General features: G+C 68.1%; 18 protein-coding genes. 10 read left to right on the top strand and 8 right to left on the bottom strand.

Annotation, left to right across the window (positions count from 1 at the left end; all coding sequences use genetic code 11):
- Positions 1-468: 468 nt before the first annotated feature.
- The 5 genes from ABD331_RS08435 to ABD331_RS08415 all read left to right on the top strand — a co-directional run bounded on the left by ABD331_RS08435 (position 469) and on the right by ABD331_RS08415 (position 5,305).
- A complete protein-coding gene (locus ABD331_RS08435) occupies positions 469-1,467 on the top strand; it encodes an ABC transporter substrate-binding protein (protein WP_148435113.1) in 999 nt (332 codons plus the stop codon).
- Positions 1,464-2,279, top strand: a complete 816-nt coding sequence (locus ABD331_RS08430) for an ABC transporter permease (protein ID WP_344472294.1) — start codon at positions 1,464-1,466, stop codon at positions 2,277-2,279. Before ABD331_RS08435 ends, ABD331_RS08430 begins: the two co-directional genes overlap by 4 nt.
- Positions 2,280-2,311: 32 nt before the next feature.
- Positions 2,312-3,100: an ABC transporter permease gene (locus ABD331_RS08425; RefSeq protein ID WP_344472293.1), complete on the top strand. Its 789-nt coding sequence runs from the start codon at positions 2,312-2,314 to the stop codon at positions 3,098-3,100.
- Between the two features lie 39 nt (positions 3,101-3,139).
- Positions 3,140-4,375, top strand: coding sequence for a flavin-dependent oxidoreductase (locus ABD331_RS08420; RefSeq protein ID WP_344472292.1), 1,236 nt, complete (start codon positions 3,140-3,142; stop codon positions 4,373-4,375).
- A 159-nt stretch (positions 4,376-4,534) separates the two neighbouring features.
- Positions 4,535-5,305 carry an ABC transporter ATP-binding protein gene (locus ABD331_RS08415; RefSeq protein WP_344472290.1) on the top strand — a complete coding sequence of 257 codons (771 nt, stop codon included), beginning with the start codon at positions 4,535-4,537 and terminating at the stop codon, positions 5,303-5,305.
- A gap of 114 nt (positions 5,306-5,419) precedes the next feature.
- Here ABD331_RS08415 and ABD331_RS08410 read toward each other — a convergent pair whose 3' ends face one another.
- Complete coding sequence (locus tag ABD331_RS08410; RefSeq protein ID WP_344472288.1) at positions 5,420-6,835, bottom strand: serine hydrolase domain-containing protein; 1,416 nt, start codon at positions 6,833-6,835, stop codon at positions 5,420-5,422.
- A gap of 115 nt (positions 6,836-6,950) precedes the next feature.
- Between ABD331_RS08410 and ABD331_RS08405 the strand changes: the two genes are divergently transcribed.
- Complete coding sequence (locus ABD331_RS08405) at positions 6,951-7,778, top strand: DUF4429 domain-containing protein (RefSeq protein ID WP_344472286.1); 828 nt, start codon at positions 6,951-6,953, stop codon at positions 7,776-7,778.
- A gap of 91 nt (positions 7,779-7,869) precedes the next feature.
- Here the strand turns inward: ABD331_RS08405 and ABD331_RS08400 are convergent, their stop codons facing one another.
- The gene (locus ABD331_RS08400; RefSeq protein ID WP_344472284.1) at positions 7,870-8,505 is read right to left on the bottom strand and encodes an NAD(P)-dependent oxidoreductase; all 636 of its coding nucleotides are present in this window, start codon (positions 8,503-8,505) and stop codon (positions 7,870-7,872) included.
- Between the two features lie 219 nt (positions 8,506-8,724).
- The gene (locus tag ABD331_RS08395; RefSeq protein ID WP_344472282.1) at positions 8,725-9,183 is read right to left on the bottom strand and encodes a DUF6640 family protein; all 459 of its coding nucleotides are present in this window, start codon (positions 9,181-9,183) and stop codon (positions 8,725-8,727) included.
- Between the two features lie 66 nt (positions 9,184-9,249).
- Here ABD331_RS08395 and ABD331_RS08390 point away from each other — a divergent pair, with 66 nt between their 5' ends.
- The gene (locus ABD331_RS08390) at positions 9,250-9,897 is read left to right on the top strand and encodes a TetR/AcrR family transcriptional regulator (protein ID WP_344472280.1); all 648 of its coding nucleotides are present in this window, start codon (positions 9,250-9,252) and stop codon (positions 9,895-9,897) included.
- Between the two features lie 248 nt (positions 9,898-10,145).
- Entirely contained in the window at positions 10,146-10,499 is a 354-nt protein-coding gene (locus ABD331_RS08385; protein ID WP_344472278.1) for a helix-turn-helix domain-containing protein, read from the top strand.
- Between the two features lie 351 nt (positions 10,500-10,850).
- On the opposite strand, the gene ABD331_RS08380 is transcribed toward ABD331_RS08385, so the two are convergent.
- Together ABD331_RS08380 and ABD331_RS08375 are read right to left on the bottom strand one after the other, a co-directional pair.
- A complete protein-coding gene (locus ABD331_RS08380) occupies positions 10,851-11,075 on the bottom strand; it encodes a DUF397 domain-containing protein (RefSeq protein WP_344472276.1) in 225 nt (74 codons plus the stop codon).
- Entirely contained in the window at positions 11,072-11,890 is an 819-nt protein-coding gene (locus tag ABD331_RS08375; protein ID WP_344472274.1) for a helix-turn-helix domain-containing protein, read from the bottom strand. Before ABD331_RS08375 ends, ABD331_RS08380 begins: the two co-directional genes overlap by 4 nt.
- A 208-nt stretch (positions 11,891-12,098) precedes the next feature.
- Here ABD331_RS08375 and ABD331_RS08370 point away from each other — a divergent pair, with 208 nt between their 5' ends.
- Positions 12,099-12,563 carry an ATP-binding protein gene (locus tag ABD331_RS08370; RefSeq protein ID WP_344472272.1) on the top strand — a complete coding sequence of 155 codons (465 nt, stop codon included), beginning with the start codon at positions 12,099-12,101 and terminating at the stop codon, positions 12,561-12,563.
- A gap of 133 nt (positions 12,564-12,696) precedes the next feature.
- On the opposite strand, the gene ABD331_RS08365 is transcribed toward ABD331_RS08370, so the two are convergent.
- Positions 12,697-13,467 carry an AraC family transcriptional regulator gene (locus ABD331_RS08365; protein WP_344472270.1) on the bottom strand — a complete coding sequence of 257 codons (771 nt, stop codon included), beginning with the start codon at positions 13,465-13,467 and terminating at the stop codon, positions 12,697-12,699.
- A gap of 55 nt (positions 13,468-13,522) precedes the next feature.
- Here ABD331_RS08365 and ABD331_RS08360 point away from each other — a divergent pair, with 55 nt between their 5' ends.
- Entirely contained in the window at positions 13,523-14,113 is a 591-nt protein-coding gene (locus ABD331_RS08360; RefSeq protein WP_344472268.1) for a class I SAM-dependent methyltransferase, read from the top strand.
- Positions 14,114-14,498: 385 nt separating this feature from the next.
- Here the strand turns inward: ABD331_RS08360 and ABD331_RS08355 are convergent, their stop codons facing one another.
- Both ABD331_RS08355 and ABD331_RS08350 read right to left on the bottom strand, forming a co-directional pair.
- The gene (locus ABD331_RS08355; protein ID WP_253749920.1) at positions 14,499-15,029 is read right to left on the bottom strand and encodes a GTP-binding protein; all 531 of its coding nucleotides are present in this window, start codon (positions 15,027-15,029) and stop codon (positions 14,499-14,501) included.
- Between the two features lie 28 nt (positions 15,030-15,057).
- On the bottom strand, positions 15,058-15,465 hold the full coding sequence (locus ABD331_RS08350; protein ID WP_225272260.1) for a DUF742 domain-containing protein: 408 nt from the start codon (positions 15,463-15,465) through the stop codon (positions 15,058-15,060).
- Between the last annotated feature and the right edge of the window lie 18 nt (positions 15,466-15,483).

The following is a 15,483-nucleotide window of genomic DNA, read 5'->3' as shown; positions in this document are numbered from 1 at the left end:
GGGTTTTCACGTCGGGCAATTTTGTCCATCGAGATATGCGCCATTTGAGCACACGGGCCGACCAGGGCCAACCACCGAAAGTGCCCCGATGAGGTGTTTATCCCTAGATGTCCAGAAAATGCGACAGAATCGGTAAAGCGCCTCCCACCTGGGGATATGCGGCAACGATCGACCGCTCCGCGAGCCTCCTCCCGACACGCGGAATGCATCGACTTAAATCACCACATCAGCAACCGAAGCCCCGCCAGTCACCTCCTTTCCCAAACCGGACAAACACCAGCTTTCTTGCAGGTCGTCAAATTTTCACGATATAGCGGCAATCGGACATTGCAACCACAAGTGTTATCTTCGCCATAATGACCACCCATTTGGTGCTACGGTCAATCCCTGTTGTGCGTCAGGCACGCAGCCCCCGGGAGCAGAAGCCACCCGGTCCCCCCCTGGCTCCATCTGAAGGGAGTCCCTGACATGAGGCTTGGCCGATCCGCCAGAGCCGCCATCATCGGGTTCGCTTTGACCCTCGGCGCCGCGGCGTGCAGCACCGGCGCCGAAACGACCGCCAGCGCGCCGCCCTCCGCCTCCGCCGGGGGTCTGGAGAAGACGAAGCTCAAGATCGCAACCCTGCCCGCCATCGACAGTGCCGCCATCTACGTCGCCATCGACCAGGGCCTGTTCGAGCAGGAAGGGCTGGACGTCACCCCCGAGGTCGTCCAGGCCGCACCGGAAGCCATCCCCATGATGGTCAAGGGCGAGATCGACGCCATGTTCGGCAACTACGTGTCGATGTTCGCCGCGCACGACAAGCAGGCGCTCAAGCTGCGCATCCTGGCCGAGGGCTCTCGCGCGGCCCCCGACTCGCTGAGCATCATGGCCCTGCCCGGCTCCCCCATCAAGACGCCGAAGGACCTGGAAGGCAAGACGATCAACGTCAACGTCCTGCACAACTTCCAGGAGCTGGCCCTCACCCAGGTGCTCAAGGCCAACAACGTCGATCCGGCCACCATCAAGTACGTCCAGGTGACCTTCCAGAACATCATGCCCTCGTGGAAGGGCGGCCAGATCGACGCCGCCTACCTGGGCGAGCCGATGGTCACCGCCGCCACCTCCGCCATGGGCGCGCGCAAGATCCTCGACCCCGCCTCCGGCCCCGCCGCCGAGTTCCCCATCTCCGGCTACGTCAGCACCCAGGATTGGTACGACAAGAACCCCAAGACGGCGGCGGCCTTCCAGCGCGCCATCCACAACGCGGCCAAGCTCATGGAGAACAACCGCGAAGTGGTGGCCAAGGTGCTGCCCAACTTCACCCAGATCGACGCCGCCACCGCGGCGACCGTGACCTTCCCCTACTTCTCCAGCAATGACAACCCGGTCCGCCTCCAGCGGGTGGCCGACTGGATGTGGGAAGCCAAGTGGCTGACGAAGGAGATCGACGTCAAGTCACTCATGTCGCCCACCACGTCCGGGTGAGCACTCAGCTCCTGCCCCGCGCCCGTCCGGCGTCCTCCGCGTCCCGCTGGTACCGCCGGGCGGCCGGGGCTCTCGCGTTCGCCGCCCTCATCGAACTGGTCAGCAGAACAGGGCTGGCCGACCCCGAGTTCCTGCCGCCCGCCTCCGAGATCATCGGGCGCGCCGCCGCGCTGCTGCTCGACCCGGCCTTCCGCACACACGCCCTGACCAGCCTGCTCGCCTGGGCCGTCGGGTTGTGCGTGGCGGCCCTGATCGCCGTGCCGCTCGGCCTGCTGCTCGGCAGCGTGCCGATCGTCGACGCCGCCATGCGCTCGGTCGTGGAGTTCCTGCGGCCGATCCCCTCCGTCGCGCTGATCCCGCTGGTCGCGCTGGTGATCGGCACAGGCCTGCAGCACCGCATCGCGCTGGTGGTCTACGCCTCGCTGTGGCCCATCCTCTACAACACGATGTACGGCCTGCGCGGCGTGGACCCCCTGGCCAAGGAGTCGCTGCGCTCCTACGGCTTCGGCCCCCTGTCGGTGCTGCTGCGGGTCTCGCTGCCGTCGTCGGCGCCGTTCATCACCACCGGCTTCCGGCTGGCCGCCGGCGTGGCGCTCATCCTGACCGTCAGCACCGAGATCGTGGCCGGGAGGGGCGAGGGCATCGGCGTGTTCATCTTCTTCGCCGGCATCGCCGTGCCCGCGCGCATGACCGACATCCTGGCCGGGGTGTTCTGGGTGGGGCTGTTCGGCGTCGCGGTGAACGCGCTGCTCGTCGCCGTCGAACGGCGGGCCTTCCGCTGGCACCACGCGCAGTTGGGAGAGCGCTCATGAACGGACGGGGCCCGCTTCTGCGGAGCCGGAGCATGCGGACCGCCGTGTTCAGGGCGCTGGTGCTGGCCGGGCTCGTCCTGCTGTGGGAGGCGGCCACCCTGCTGGCGGCCAGCCCGTTCTTCCCGCCGCCCAGCACGATCATGACCAGGATGCACGCGATGTGGTTCTCCGGGCCGCCAGGCACGCTGTTCCTCACCGACCTGGCCATCGGCAACATCCTGCCCAGCCTGGGCCGGATGGCGCTCGGGTTCGCCGGGGGCGCACTGGCCGGGGTGGTGCTCGGGCTGGCGGTGGGGCTGTCGGCGCGCGCGTACGACTACCTCGACGGCGTGCTGCAGTTCCTGCGCGCCATCCCGCCGCCCGCGCTGGTGACCGTGTTCCTGGTGCTGTTCGGGTTCGGGCTGCGGATGCAGCTCGCGTTCATCGTGTTCAGCATCGTGTGGCCGGTGCTGCTCAACACCGCCGACGGCGCCCGCTCGGTGGAGCCGCTGCACCTGGACACCTGCAAGGCGTTCCGGCTGTCACGCACAGAACGGCTCGTCCGGGTGATCCTGCCGTCCGCGCTGCCCAAGATGTTCGCCGGGCTGCGGCTGGCGCTGTCGCTCTCCCTGATCGTCATGGTCTTCTCCGAGCTGCTGCCCGGCACCACCAACGGCATCGGCTTCCAGCTCACCGACGCGTACGCGACGTTCGACCTGCCCGCCATGTGGGCCGGGATCGTGCTGCTCGGCATCCTCGGCTACCTGCTCAACGAGCTGTTCCTGATCGTCGAGCGGCGCGTGCTCGGCTGGCACCACGCCGCGCAGCAGCTCGTCGGCTAGAGTCGCTGCCACGGGGACGTCGTCGCGTCTGGGGGCGCCATGAGGACGATGATCGTTGGTGGGGGCATCGGGGGGCTGAGCACGGCGCTGAGCCTGCACGCCGCCGGCCTCGACTGTGTGGTGGTGGAGGCGGCCCGCACGTTGCGGCCGCTCGGGGTGGGCATCAACGTGCAACCGCACGCCGTACGCGAGTTCACCGAGCTCGGGCTCGGCCCCGAGCTGGCGGAGCTGGGCGTGGAGACCACCTTCATGTCGGTCGCCGACCGGCACGGCAACATCATCATGGCGCTGCCGCGCGGGCGGTCGGCCGGCTTCCGGTGGCCGCAGTACAGCGTGCACCGCGGCGAGCTGCAGATGATGCTGCTGGCGGCGGTCGAGAAACGGATCGGGCCGGTGCGCACCGGCGTCGCCTTCGAAGACTTCGAGCAGGACGACGCCGGGGTGCTCGTCACCCTCCGGGAAGGCGGGCGGATCACGCGGGAGCGGGTGGACGTGCTGGTCGGCGCCGACGGCGTGCAGTCGTCCGTACGCGCCAGGCTGCACGACCCGGCCGGCGACCCGCTGCGGTGGGGCGGGATCAGGATGTGGCGCGGGGTCGGCGACAGCGACCAGGTGCTCGACGGCGCCACGGTGCTGGCCGGCGGCTCGAACTCCGCCGCGAAATTCGTCACTTATCACATCTCGGCGCGCAATCCCCGGCTGCTCAATTGGGTGGCCGAGGTAAAGGTGGCCGAGCCCGGCATCGTCCCGGACGCCGATTGGTCCCGCGAGGGCAGCCACGCCGACGTCTCCGCGCATTTCGCCGCGTGGAAGTACCCGCTCGTCGACATCCCGGCATTGCTCGCCGCCACCAAGCGGATACTCGAATACCCGATGGTCGACCGCGACCCCCTGCCACGCTGGGGCGAAGGCCAGGTCACCCTGCTCGGCGACGCCGCCCACCCCATGTACCCCGTCGGCTCCAACGGCGGCTCCCAGGCCGTGCTCGACGCCCGGTACCTGGCCCGTTGCCTGGCCACCCACGACGAACCGGGGGCGGCGCTGGCGGCGTACGAACAGGAAAGGCGCCCGCCCACGTCGGCGCTCGTGCTCGCGCACCGCTCACTGCCGCTCGAAGAGACGATCGCGCTGGTCAGCCGGCGCGCGCCCGGCGGGTTCCGGCACATCGGCGAGGTGCTCACGGCCGCCGAGGTGGCCGCCATGGAGGCCGCCCAGCGCGGCATCTCCGACGCCGACGTGCGGGCGCTGAACGAAAGAGAGTCATGGAGTGTTTGACCCTGTGACTCCCATGACAGGCCGGAACGTGCCAGAGTAAGATCGCGCAAGAATAGGTTTACCTGACTGACATGTCCAGCATTTTCCGCTCCGCTAGAGTCAATTCCGGCTCTGAAAGAGTCGCCGTGCTGACCGCGGTCTCGCCCCCTAGGAATTCCATTGCTCGAGATAGACAACCTTTCCCATGTGTACGGCGGCGGTACTCCCAACGCGCACCACGCCATCGAAGGACTCAACCTGAGCGTCGCCGCGGGCGAGCTGCTCTGCATCGTGGGCCCCTCCGGCTGCGGTAAGTCGACGCTGCTCCGCTCCATCGCCGGCCTCATCCAGCCCACGGGCGGGCAGGTCAGAGTGGACGGGCAGCTCGTCCGCCAGACGCCGGACAACCTCGCCGTGGTCTTCCAGGACTACAGCCGCTCACTGTTCCCGTGGATGTCGGTCGCCGACAACGTGGCCCTGCCGCTGCGCCGCAAGAACATGGACAAGAAGCAGCGCCGCGAAGCCGCCGCCGAGGCGCTGGAGTCGGTGGGCCTGTCCAACGCGGGGCGCAAGTACCCGTTCCAGCTCTCCGGCGGCATGCAGCAGCGCGTCGCGATCGCGCGGGCGCTCGCCTACCGGCCGACGCTGATGCTCATGGACGAGCCGTTCGGGTCCGTGGACGCGCAGACCAGGGAGGACCTTGAGGACCTGGTGCTCAAGGTGCGCGGTCACCACCAGATGACGATCGTGCTCATCACGCACGACATCGACGAGAGCGTTTACGTCGGTGACCGGGTGGTCGTGCTGTCCAAGGCGCCCGCGCACGTGGTGGGGGATCTGAAGGTGGATCTGCCTGGGCCGCGTGATCAGATCACGACGCGGGAGCATTCTGACTTCGTGCATCTGCGTGCCGAGGTGGGGCGGCTCGTCCGCGGTCACGCCACCGTCTAGCGTCGCTCGCCGGGCGATCACCCTGCGGGTCGTCGCCCGGCCTCACTCCGGCGGCCTGCGGGTCGTCGCCGCCTGGCGTCACTCAGGCGGCCTGCGGGTTGTCGTTGCCTGGCGTCACTCAGGCGGGTTTGCGGGTCGTCGCTGCCTGGCGTCACTCAGGCGCCCTGCCCAGCGCGGGGCGGCGAGGCGGGCGATCACCACCGCCGTCCCGGCCGCCGCGGCCGTCACCAGCGCGGTCATGAACGTCGGATAGAGATAGACCACCTGGATCCACGCGATGTCGCTGCCCCGGGCCAGTACCCGGAACACGGGAGCGGCCAGCAGGCACAGCGCGACCGGCGCCAGATAAAGCGGCAACACCCACCACCGGGCGGTCCACCGCCGGGCGCGCACCACGCCACGCACGCCCAGGACGACCGTCACCAGGGCCGCCAGCAGGAACAGCAGGTCGGTGACCAGGAGCGGTGAGACCCCCGGCAGCACCGGAGAATCCCCCTCGACCAGCGCGACCAGCCCCGCCATGAGCGTGTCCGCGTCCTCGAACGCCATGCCGGTGTTCGCCATGACCGCGATCCCGTATCCCGACGCGGGAATCACGAGCTGGTACGCCGTGGAGGTGAACAAATCACCCTCGTGCTCGACCGTGGCGGCTCCACGCGGGGTCTTCCCGAGCGTCCAGCCGAGCGCGTACTCGGGGTTCTGCGGGGACGGCGTCCGCGAGACCTCGACACCGGCCGCCGACAGGACGCCGTCACCGGTGTTCTGCGCGATCAGCCAGCGGGCCATGTCGTGAGCGGTGCTGAGAACGCCCCCCGATCCGTTGCCGAACCCGGCCGGCTCGGGCAGCGGAATGGGGCGGCCGAGCACGTACAGGTGCCCGCGGGCACTGCCGGGCAGGTCGCGGTCCGTGTCGATGGTGGTGCTGTGGCGCATGCCGAGCGGCGCGAACACCTCGGCGTGCAGGAAGTCCGCGAACGGCTCGCCGCTCACCACCTCGACCAGCCGGGCCGCGACCTGGAAGTTCGTGTTGTGGTAGCTGTAGGCGGCGCCCGGGGCCGACGCGAGCCGGGCCGTCCTCAGCCGGGCGACGGCCCCTTGCAACGTCGCCGGCTGGGGCAGGCTCTTCTCGTGGAAGGCGGAGTCGGCCATGCCCGAGGTCTGGTTCAGCAACTGGCGGACGGTGATGCCGGCCGCCCGGGCGTCGGCCATGGCGAACTCGGGCAGGTAGCGGCGCACCGGCTGGTCCAGATCGACCTCGCCGCGCTCCACGAGCCGCAGGACGGCGGTGGCGGTGAACGACTTGCTCACCGACGCGACCGCCATCGGCGTGTCCGCCGTGAGCGGGTCACCGGTCGCGGTCCGCCCGTAGCCGGCGGCGCGCACGACGCGGTCGCCGTGGGTGACGGCGACCGCGGCTCCGGGCAGCCCGGTCCGCTCCTGGTAACGGGTGACGAACGCGTCCACCGCCTCGGCGGTGACCGCCTCCTGTGCGGTGGCGGGGCCGTCGAGGCCGGTGGGGAGGAGAAGCATGAGGGAAACGAGCAACGTTCTCAGCACCCGCCGACGCTAACGACGGCAGCCCTGCGCCCACCATTGCGTCATTCATCAGCGTTTCTTACGGCAAACCGCCACGTACGCTGGGGTAGTGGAGGATGTCTTAGCGGGCTCGAACTGCACCTGGGCATTCGGTACGGAGTCGCTCACCATCACGCCCGCGCAGCGCGGAGCCACCAGACTCGTCACCGCACTCGGCGAACGCGTCGTCCCCTACGCGGCCCTCGCAGACGTCACGCTCACCCCCGGCAGGCGCCGCACCGTGGTGCTGCGCCTGGTGCCCAGGCAGGGCGCCGACCCCGTGCTGGCCGCCGCCGCCGGCCAGCTCAAGGCGCCCGCCGACCCCTTCCGGCTGGTGTTGCCCGCCGCCAAGGAGACGCTCGCCGACTACTACGCGGACGAGCTGCGCTCGGCCCTGACCGACCGCGGCCCCGCCGACCGCTTCCTCATCGCCGCTCCCCCGGTGCCGCGCGTTTTCAAGGGCTGGGACGGGGCCGCGTCCTTCGACGGTGACCACGTCACCTTCACCTGGTTCTGGTCCGGGGCCTCCTCCGCCAAGTACTCGGCCGGTGATCAGCGTTACTCCATCGCCGAACTGGAGGGGGTCGAGTGGCACGCGCCCGAGGGGGCCAGCGGCTCGCTCCGGCTGAAGGTGCGCGGGCGGCGCATGCCCTCCGATCCGAACAAGGATCCGGCGTCCGTCATCTTCAGCCTCGGTTGGGGCGCGACCCACAAGTCGCTGCCCTTCGCCGCCGCCGTCCTGGCCGCCCTCCCGTCCCTTCCCAGGCGGCGGCCGATCGCCGCACGCGGGCTTCAGGTGGCGGAGTTGATCGCGAAGCTGGGTGAGTTGCGGGATGCCGGGGTGTTGACGGAGGAGGAGTTCCAGGCCAAGAAGGCCGAGCTGCTGTCACGCCTGTGACGTCCCGCCGAGCCGTTGATGTCCCACCGAGCCGGTGACGTTCCACCGAGCCGGTGACGTCCCGTCGAGCCGGTGACGTCCCGTCCCTCCGTCACCTGCGGGAAATCTCGATCGTGGCCTGCCTGGACCGCTCATCGTCCAGGTGGTTGAGCAGGTAGTGCGCCAGGTCGGAGCGCGACAGCGAACGCGTACGTGGCAGGTGCTGATCGACGGCCGTCACGTACTCCCCGGTCAGCGCCCCGTCGGTGAGCCTGGGCGGCCGGACGATCGTCCACTCCAGGTCGTGCGCCGCGGCGACGATGCGCTCCATCTTCGCCATGTCGGCGTACATGTGCCGATACAGCGGGCGCACCACCCGTCCGATCAGCAACCTCTGGCCCAGCGGCGCGTCCGGCGACAACCCGAGACTGGCCGACGTGACGCAGGCCAACCGGCGCACCCCACACTCCCGCATGGCCGCGATGATGCCGGTCATGCCCTGCGAGTAGATGGTCGTGGGCCGCCGATCCGCACTCCCGAGACAGGACAGCACGGCATCGTGCCCCGCCAGCTCGTGCCCCCACCCGCCGGGCTGGAGCACATCGCCTCGCACGACCGTCAGACGGGCATGGCGCGGCACCGACTCGGGTCTGCGGGCCAGGGCGGTGACCCGATGACCTGCGTCGAGAGCCTGCGCGACCAGCCGGGCACCCGTGCCGCTACTCCCGCCGAACACGAACAACCTCACGCGCTCCCCCACTCCCACCGAACGCCCCTCACCCGCTCACCCGCTCCTGCCGAAACCGAACGCCCCCTCACCCGCTCACCCACCCCCACCGAAACCGAACGCCCGCTCACCCGCTCACCCACTCCCACGGAAACCGACCACCACTCACGCGCGCACCCACTCCCACGGAAACCGACCACCACTCACGCGCGCACCCATTCCTGCCAAACCGACCGCCCCTCACACGCTCCCCCGCTCCTGCCTCCGCCGGGTCGACGCGAGGAACGCGGCCAGACCAAGAACCGCCAGGGTGACCACGGCCATGAACATCTGACCGTGCAGACCGAGGACGAACTGTGTCTCATTCCGGAACTCCGGATCGAAGGTGGCGGTGCCGGGGAACAGCAGCGCCGGGAACATGCTCGCCCACGGCACGGCCACGACCCCCGCCGCCCACAGCAGCCGCGCGTGCGCATCCCCGCGCCGCCCGGCGAGCAGGGCGAGGGCGAGCAGCCCGAGCGCCAGCGACGTGACGATGTACTGCGCGTCGTGGAACTTCGCGTGCGGCGACCAGGCCGGGTTGAACATGTGCTCGTGGGCGGTGTCGTGCAGGACGAGATCGAACAGTAACGCCCCAAGGGCCGTCTCGACCGCCATGAGAGCGACGAGCACCCTGGCCAGACTCCAGTGTCGTGTCATGCCTTCACTATAGTCACTACATCGATGTAGTCACTACATCTAAATCAGACCCCGTAGGCTCTCCCCATGAGCCAGCCGACGCCACCCCCCACCCGCCGAGACCGCAAGAAACAACAGACCCGGCAGGCCATCGGCGAAGCGGCGATGCGGCTCTTCCTCGCTCGCGGCTTCGACGCCGTCACCATCGCCGACATCGCCCGCGAAGCCGACGTCGCCGTTCAGACGGTCTTCAACCACTTCCCGTCAAAAGAGGACCTCTTCTTCCAGGAACGCGACGGCTACGTCTCGCTGCCCGGCACCGCCGTCAGAACCCGCGCCGCGGACGAGACGGTCGCCCAAGCCCTGGCCCGCGGCTACCTGCGGCTGCTCGGCGACTACGACGTGGCCGGGCTGCTCGTGCACAGCATCGACTACCAGCGCACCCTGGACGCCAGCCCCGCGCTGCGCGGCAGGGAGCTGGAGTTGCGCCAAGAACGCGAAAGCCTCCTCGCCACCGCACTGGCCGAAGAAGCGCCACCGCTGAGCGAGGGGCTACGGCCGGAGCTTATGGCGGCGTTCGCCTCGGCGGTCGATCGAGTGCTGGACGCGGAGATCCGCCGCCGGCTGCTCGCCGGCGAAACGGCCGCCGAGATCCAGAAGTCGGTGGAGCCGATGGTCGTGGAGCTGTTCGGGGTGGCGGAGGCCGCCTGCAGGAGTGTGCGCGGATCCGCGTGAATATCGTGCAGGCAAGGTGAATGTCTCAAAGGCGATGGAAGTCACTTACTTCACGCGCATTCGCGGGAATTCACGTCGGAGGCGACGCTTAACCTTCTCGCATGGTCCGCGTCAGGTCCCACTTGCGACGCCTCAGAAGCGGCAAGGTCATTCACGTCAGGTCACACTCGCGACGCACATCCGGCCCGTCCGGCTCCTCTGGCAACTCCGGCACCGCCACATCCGGCCTGCTGTGGGGTGGCCTGGCCATGATGGTCGTCCTCGGGGTCCTCTTCGGCGTCTTCCTCGCGACAATCGGAAATCCCACACCGGTCGCCTCCGAGACGGAGAAGACGGCACGCCCGCAGCCTACCGCCCCGGCCACTCTTCCACCCGGCCCCGAAGGGGCGTTCGCCGGAAAGCTGCGCGAGGCTCGAATGAACACCGGGCTGTCGCGAAGCGAGATAAGCGCGCTGACGGGAATCGCCGAATCGACCATCGATGACTTCGAACGGGCCCTGGCCGTTCCGAGCGCTGAAACCCTGAAAGCACTTTCTTCTGCCTACAGGCTTTCCTTCGACGACTGGACCGCCCTCGAAATCACCCGTTCCGAGCTCCGGTAGACGTTCCCTGTCGTGAGTGAGGTTGTGGCTAGGACGCAGATGACGGGCGGATGGATAGTCGATGCCGTAGACGTGTCCCCCGTCGCCGATCCTCCGGCTCTGCTCGACGATCGCCACCCCAGGCCCGATAGCGACTGCGGGAATCCGGTCGGTGGGCGTACGTGATGATCCCGACCCATGGGCCCGCAGTCGCACCCTCGAGGCGGCCTGAAAGGCAAGCGATGGGGATATCTTGAGCTGACCGGGCCAGACTCAGGCGGCTCAACCAGCGGCGGAGCGGCGTGCGATCAGGACACGGGGTCGTCGAAGTTGCCGATTTGACGTCCGCGAAACGCACGGCCGTTGCCCCCGTCACTCAGGGCATTCGGGCCGATGAAGCTCGTCGAACTCATTGTTCTTCACTCCGGCGACGAACGCCTCGAACTCCGGTTCTGTGAACGCGAGCACAGGGCCGCTCGGATTCTTGCTGTCTCGCACGAGAACCATGCCAGGCAGATTGGTCGCCACCTCCACACAGTTGTTACCGCTACCGCTGTACGTGCTCTTGCGGAACTCGGCCTGGGAGATATCGATCATCTGGCTAGTTCGTCCTTGACTTCCGAGATCAGTCCCAGAGAATCCTCCGGGGACAACGCGGCGTCCGAGATGCGCTCGTAAATGAGCTTACAGCGATCGACTTGTTCTGTGCTCTCCACATAGATGTCACCGGCCGTCCCCTCCACGTAAGCGACATCAGGATCGATCTCCTCAGAGAAACTGAGGATGGTGAACGCTCCTTCCAGGCCCGCATGCTCACCTGCACCGAAAGGAACAAGCCTGACCTGGACATTCGGCCGCCTGGCCGCGATCAGAAGCGCTTCGAGCTGTTCATGCATCACCTGCCGGCCGCCAATGGGGCGACGGATTGCGCACTCGTCCAGAATGGCGCTGAACTGTGGCGCGCTGGGACGGCTGAGCAGCGTACGGCGAGCCATGCGCGCCATGACACGCCGCTGCACTTCTCCCGCCGGACGGTGCAGGGAGATCACGGTCCTGGCGTAGTCCTCGGTCTGCAGCAGGCCGGGGATCAACTGCACTTCCCACTGCCGGATCAGCGCTGCCTCGTCTTCGAGACCAACGTAGGAACCGGTGAACACGTCAGCATATGCGGTCCACCAACCACGTTGCCGGATCTCGCTCGCGAGCTGAATCAACCCGGCGCGATCCGACGAGTTCACGCCGTACAGATCACAGACCGCCACGACATCAGCGCGGCTCGCCATCGTTCTGCCGGTCTCGATTCGGCTGACCTTGCTTCTGCTCCATCCCAATTGCGCGGCGGCGGCCTCTGGGGTCAGCTCACTGCCCTCTCGCAGCTTGCGCAGTTCTCGCGCGAGTCGTCGCAGCCTCACGGTCGGACTGTGAGTGGTCGCCATGAGGCAAGTCTGTCAGACCGGCGCACCACACCGCGTCCCATGCACAAGTCACAGTGAGAATGCACTGTGCATTGACACGCTACTCAAGGTAACGACACCATGACTTCTTGAAGCAACTTCGGTGTGGGTTCGCTGCAGCTTCGCTCAGCACATGCCCAGGACCTCAACGACAGAGGAGCGAACGATGGCCTCCAGCCCTGCCCCTGCGACGACGCCGCGCCTCCTCGTCGAGATCATGGTCCCAGGAGTGGACAGCTCGGTTCCGCTCCTTCGTCATGTCCTCAAGCTCGCGCTGGAGCTCGCGGGGCACGACAATTCGTACGCTGCTCGTCTCGTGACGAGTGAGCTGGTCACCAACGCCGTCGAACACACCTTCTCGGCACGGTCGGGTGGGGTCGTCACTCTCGTGCTCACAGAGATCGGCAACGGGATGGTTCGCATTGAGGTGATGGACGAAGGAGCGTTCACCGTGCCGCGTTGTCGTATCCCACAGATGGATGAGTGCAGCGGGAGGGGTTTGCTGCTGGTGCGGGACGTGTCAGTTCGGTGCGGTTGCAGTGACGGCCCCTTTGGCGGTCACGTCGTCTGGGCTGAGGTGTCCACCAGCGGGAGCGCGTCCCCAGCAGCGGATGGGTTCAGCCATGCCTGAGCCAGGCGTTCGGCACCGGGTGGCGAACCAAGCCCGGCACCCTGGCTCTACGAGCTGCAACGGCAATCCACCAAAGACGGGCTCACGATCGGCTCCTCCGGCATACCCCGCGCCTTCGACTCTTGAAGGACCCTCAGCCGTCCGATGGCCGACGGGTCCGGAAGTACGCGCCGGGCGTGACACCGGTCTCGCGGCGGAAGGCCGCGACGAACGCGCTGACCGTCTCGTACCCGACGGTCCGCGACACCCTGCTCAGCGGCTCACCGGCGGCCAAGGCGGGCAGGGCCGCGTTGAGGCGGACGAGCGTGCGCCACCGTCCGAACGGCATGCCGGTCTCGGACAGGAACAGGCGGGCCAGCGTGCGGCCCGAGGCGCCGACCCGGTGGCCCCAGTCGTCCAGCGAGAGTGCCGTGGCAGGTTCCTGGAGAAGTGCTCGCGCTACCGCGCCTGCACGGGGGTCGGTGGGCAGTGGGGTGTCGAGCGTGGTCATCGGGACCGGTTCCAGCAGGTCGAGGAGCAGCGTTTCGCCGTGAGTGCGGCGATCTGCGTCGAGGTCGGGGTTGTCCAGGAAGAGGATGAGCTCGGCGAGCAGGCGGGTGACCTGTACTGGCTGCGGCTCGGCCCAGCGCCCCAGAGCGGCACCCGGCGGCGGCGCGGACAAATACAGGGAGGTCATCGTGCTGTGGCTGGCCGCGACCACCTCATGAGGCACCCCAGCGGGAATCCAAAGGGCCCGAGTCGTCGGCAGCACCCACGTCCTGGCGTCCGCCGCGACCGTGAGCGTGCCGCTGGAAGCCCAGGCGAGCTGGTGCACCTGGTGAGTGTGCCGGGCGAAGCGCGTCCGTGCCGGCATGGGAAAGGTCCCGATGAGGACGAGCGCGATGTCGTGTCCGTTTGGCGACATGGCTTGGAAGCATACGGCCTTTCAGACGGAACTCCCGCTGCCTAACGTGACGTCCATGAACGAAAACCACGCACGGGTATGCGCGAGCCCCGAATGGGCCGCCCACCTTCAGGACACTGTGCTGCCGAAGGCCATCGCCCAGGTCGAGCTGGGACGGGAACTGCTGGAGGTCGGCCCTGGGCCGGGCGCGGCGACCGAATGGCTGCGCACCAAGGTCGAGCGCCTGGTGGCCGTCGAGATCGAGGCCGAGGCGGCGGCGCTGCTGGCCGACCGCTACGCCGGCACCAACGTCGAGATCCGCCAGGGCAGCGGCACCTCCCTCGACTTCCCCGATGACTCGTTCGACTCGGCGGCGGCCTTCACGATGCTGCACCACGTGCCGACGGTGGCGCTTCAGAATCGCCTGCTTGGGGAGATCCTGCGTGTGCTGCGGCCGGGCGGTGTGCTCGTCGGCGCCGACAGCCTTCCCAGCGACGCGCTGCATCACTTCCATGAGGGCGATGTCTACAACCCGGTGGAGCCGGCTTCATTCCTTGTGCGGCTTCAGACGCTGGGGTTCGTCGACATCATGCTCGGTGTGGGGGATGGTCTGACGTTCTCGGCACACAAGCCGGCCCCGTCCAGCGACGACCTGCTGACGGGGTGATGTGGCGCCCGGACACGGCACACGGACTTGCCCGTGTAGGGGTCGGGTACATGAACGAGAGGCCCGATGACGGGTAAGGGATGGGTTTCCGAGAGCGCCGATAGGCGCGGGGGTGCGCCGATAGGCGCCGAAAGAAGGACGCCCGAGCGGAGCGAGGCCCGATCGGGGCGGGCTCCCAAGGGCCAACCACCTACACGGGCAACGGGTGGGCTCTGCGAGGGCGCCGAAAGGCGCAGGGGTGCGCCGATAGGCGCCGAAAGAAGAACGCCCGAGCGGAGCGAGGCCCGATCGGGGCGGGGTCCCAACGGCCGGCCGCCTGCACGGGCGGCGGGTGGGTGCCGCCTGGTGGGGAATACGCAGGCGGCACCCGTACCCAGATGGGCGCTTAGACCGGGGTGTGCATGTGGCGGGTCAGGGCGTGTTCCACCAAGGTGATGAGGGTGGATTTGACTGACTCGCGTTGCCGGGCGTCGAGGCGGACGATCGGGATGTGGTCGCCGATCGACAGGGCTTCCCTGAGTTCGTCCTCCGCGTGTGCGAAGTGCCCGTCCCAGCCGTTGATGCCGATGACGAACGGCAGTTTCGCCTCTTCGAAGTAGTCGATGGCGGGGAAGCTGTCGGCCAGGCGGCGGGTGTCGACGAGGACGACCGCGCCGATGGCGCCGCGTACCAGGTCGTCCCACATGAACCAGAAGCGGTGCTGTCCGGGGGTGCCGAACAGGTACAGGATCAGGTCGCGGTCGAGCGAGACCCGGCCGAAGTCCATGGCGACGGTCGTGGTCGTCTTGTTCGGGGTGAGGGAGACGTCGTCGACGTGCGCCGAGGCGTCCGTCATGACCGCTTCCGTGGTGAGCGGCAGGATCTCCGAGACCGCTCCCACGAACGTCGTCTTGCCCACGCCGAAGCCCCCTGCCACGACGATCTTCGTCGAGGTTAGGCCGGGGCTAGAGCCTGCGAAGTCCACTGAGAACCCTTTCGAGCAAGTTGAGGTCCGGCTTTCCCGCGTCCAGCGCAGGCTGGTGCACGCGGATCAGGCCCTCCGACGCCATGTCGGCGATGAGCACCCGGACCACACCCAGAGGCTGGCGTAAAAGGGCGGAAATCTCGGCGACCGACCGGACGTTCCGGGTCAGGTTGATGATCGCCTGATACTCCGGACTTAGTAGGGAAATGTCTTGGTATTCCGACGTCACGGAGGACACGAGTGCCTCCATGGCGAACTTCATCCGCGGCGCGGTGCGCCCCCCGGTCACGGCATAGGGCCGTACCAGGGAGCTCGGCTTCTGCGGACGGGGAGCCGCCGGATGCGGCGGAGTGCTATCACCAGCCCAACCCTGCTGACCTGACACCATTCTTCTCCTGTCACCGCC

The sequence above is a fragment of the Nonomuraea monospora genome, assembly GCF_039531895.1.
Lineage (GTDB): Bacteria > Actinomycetota > Actinomycetes > Streptosporangiales > Streptosporangiaceae > Nonomuraea > Nonomuraea monospora.
This window is presented reverse-complemented; position numbering and strand designations above follow the sequence as displayed.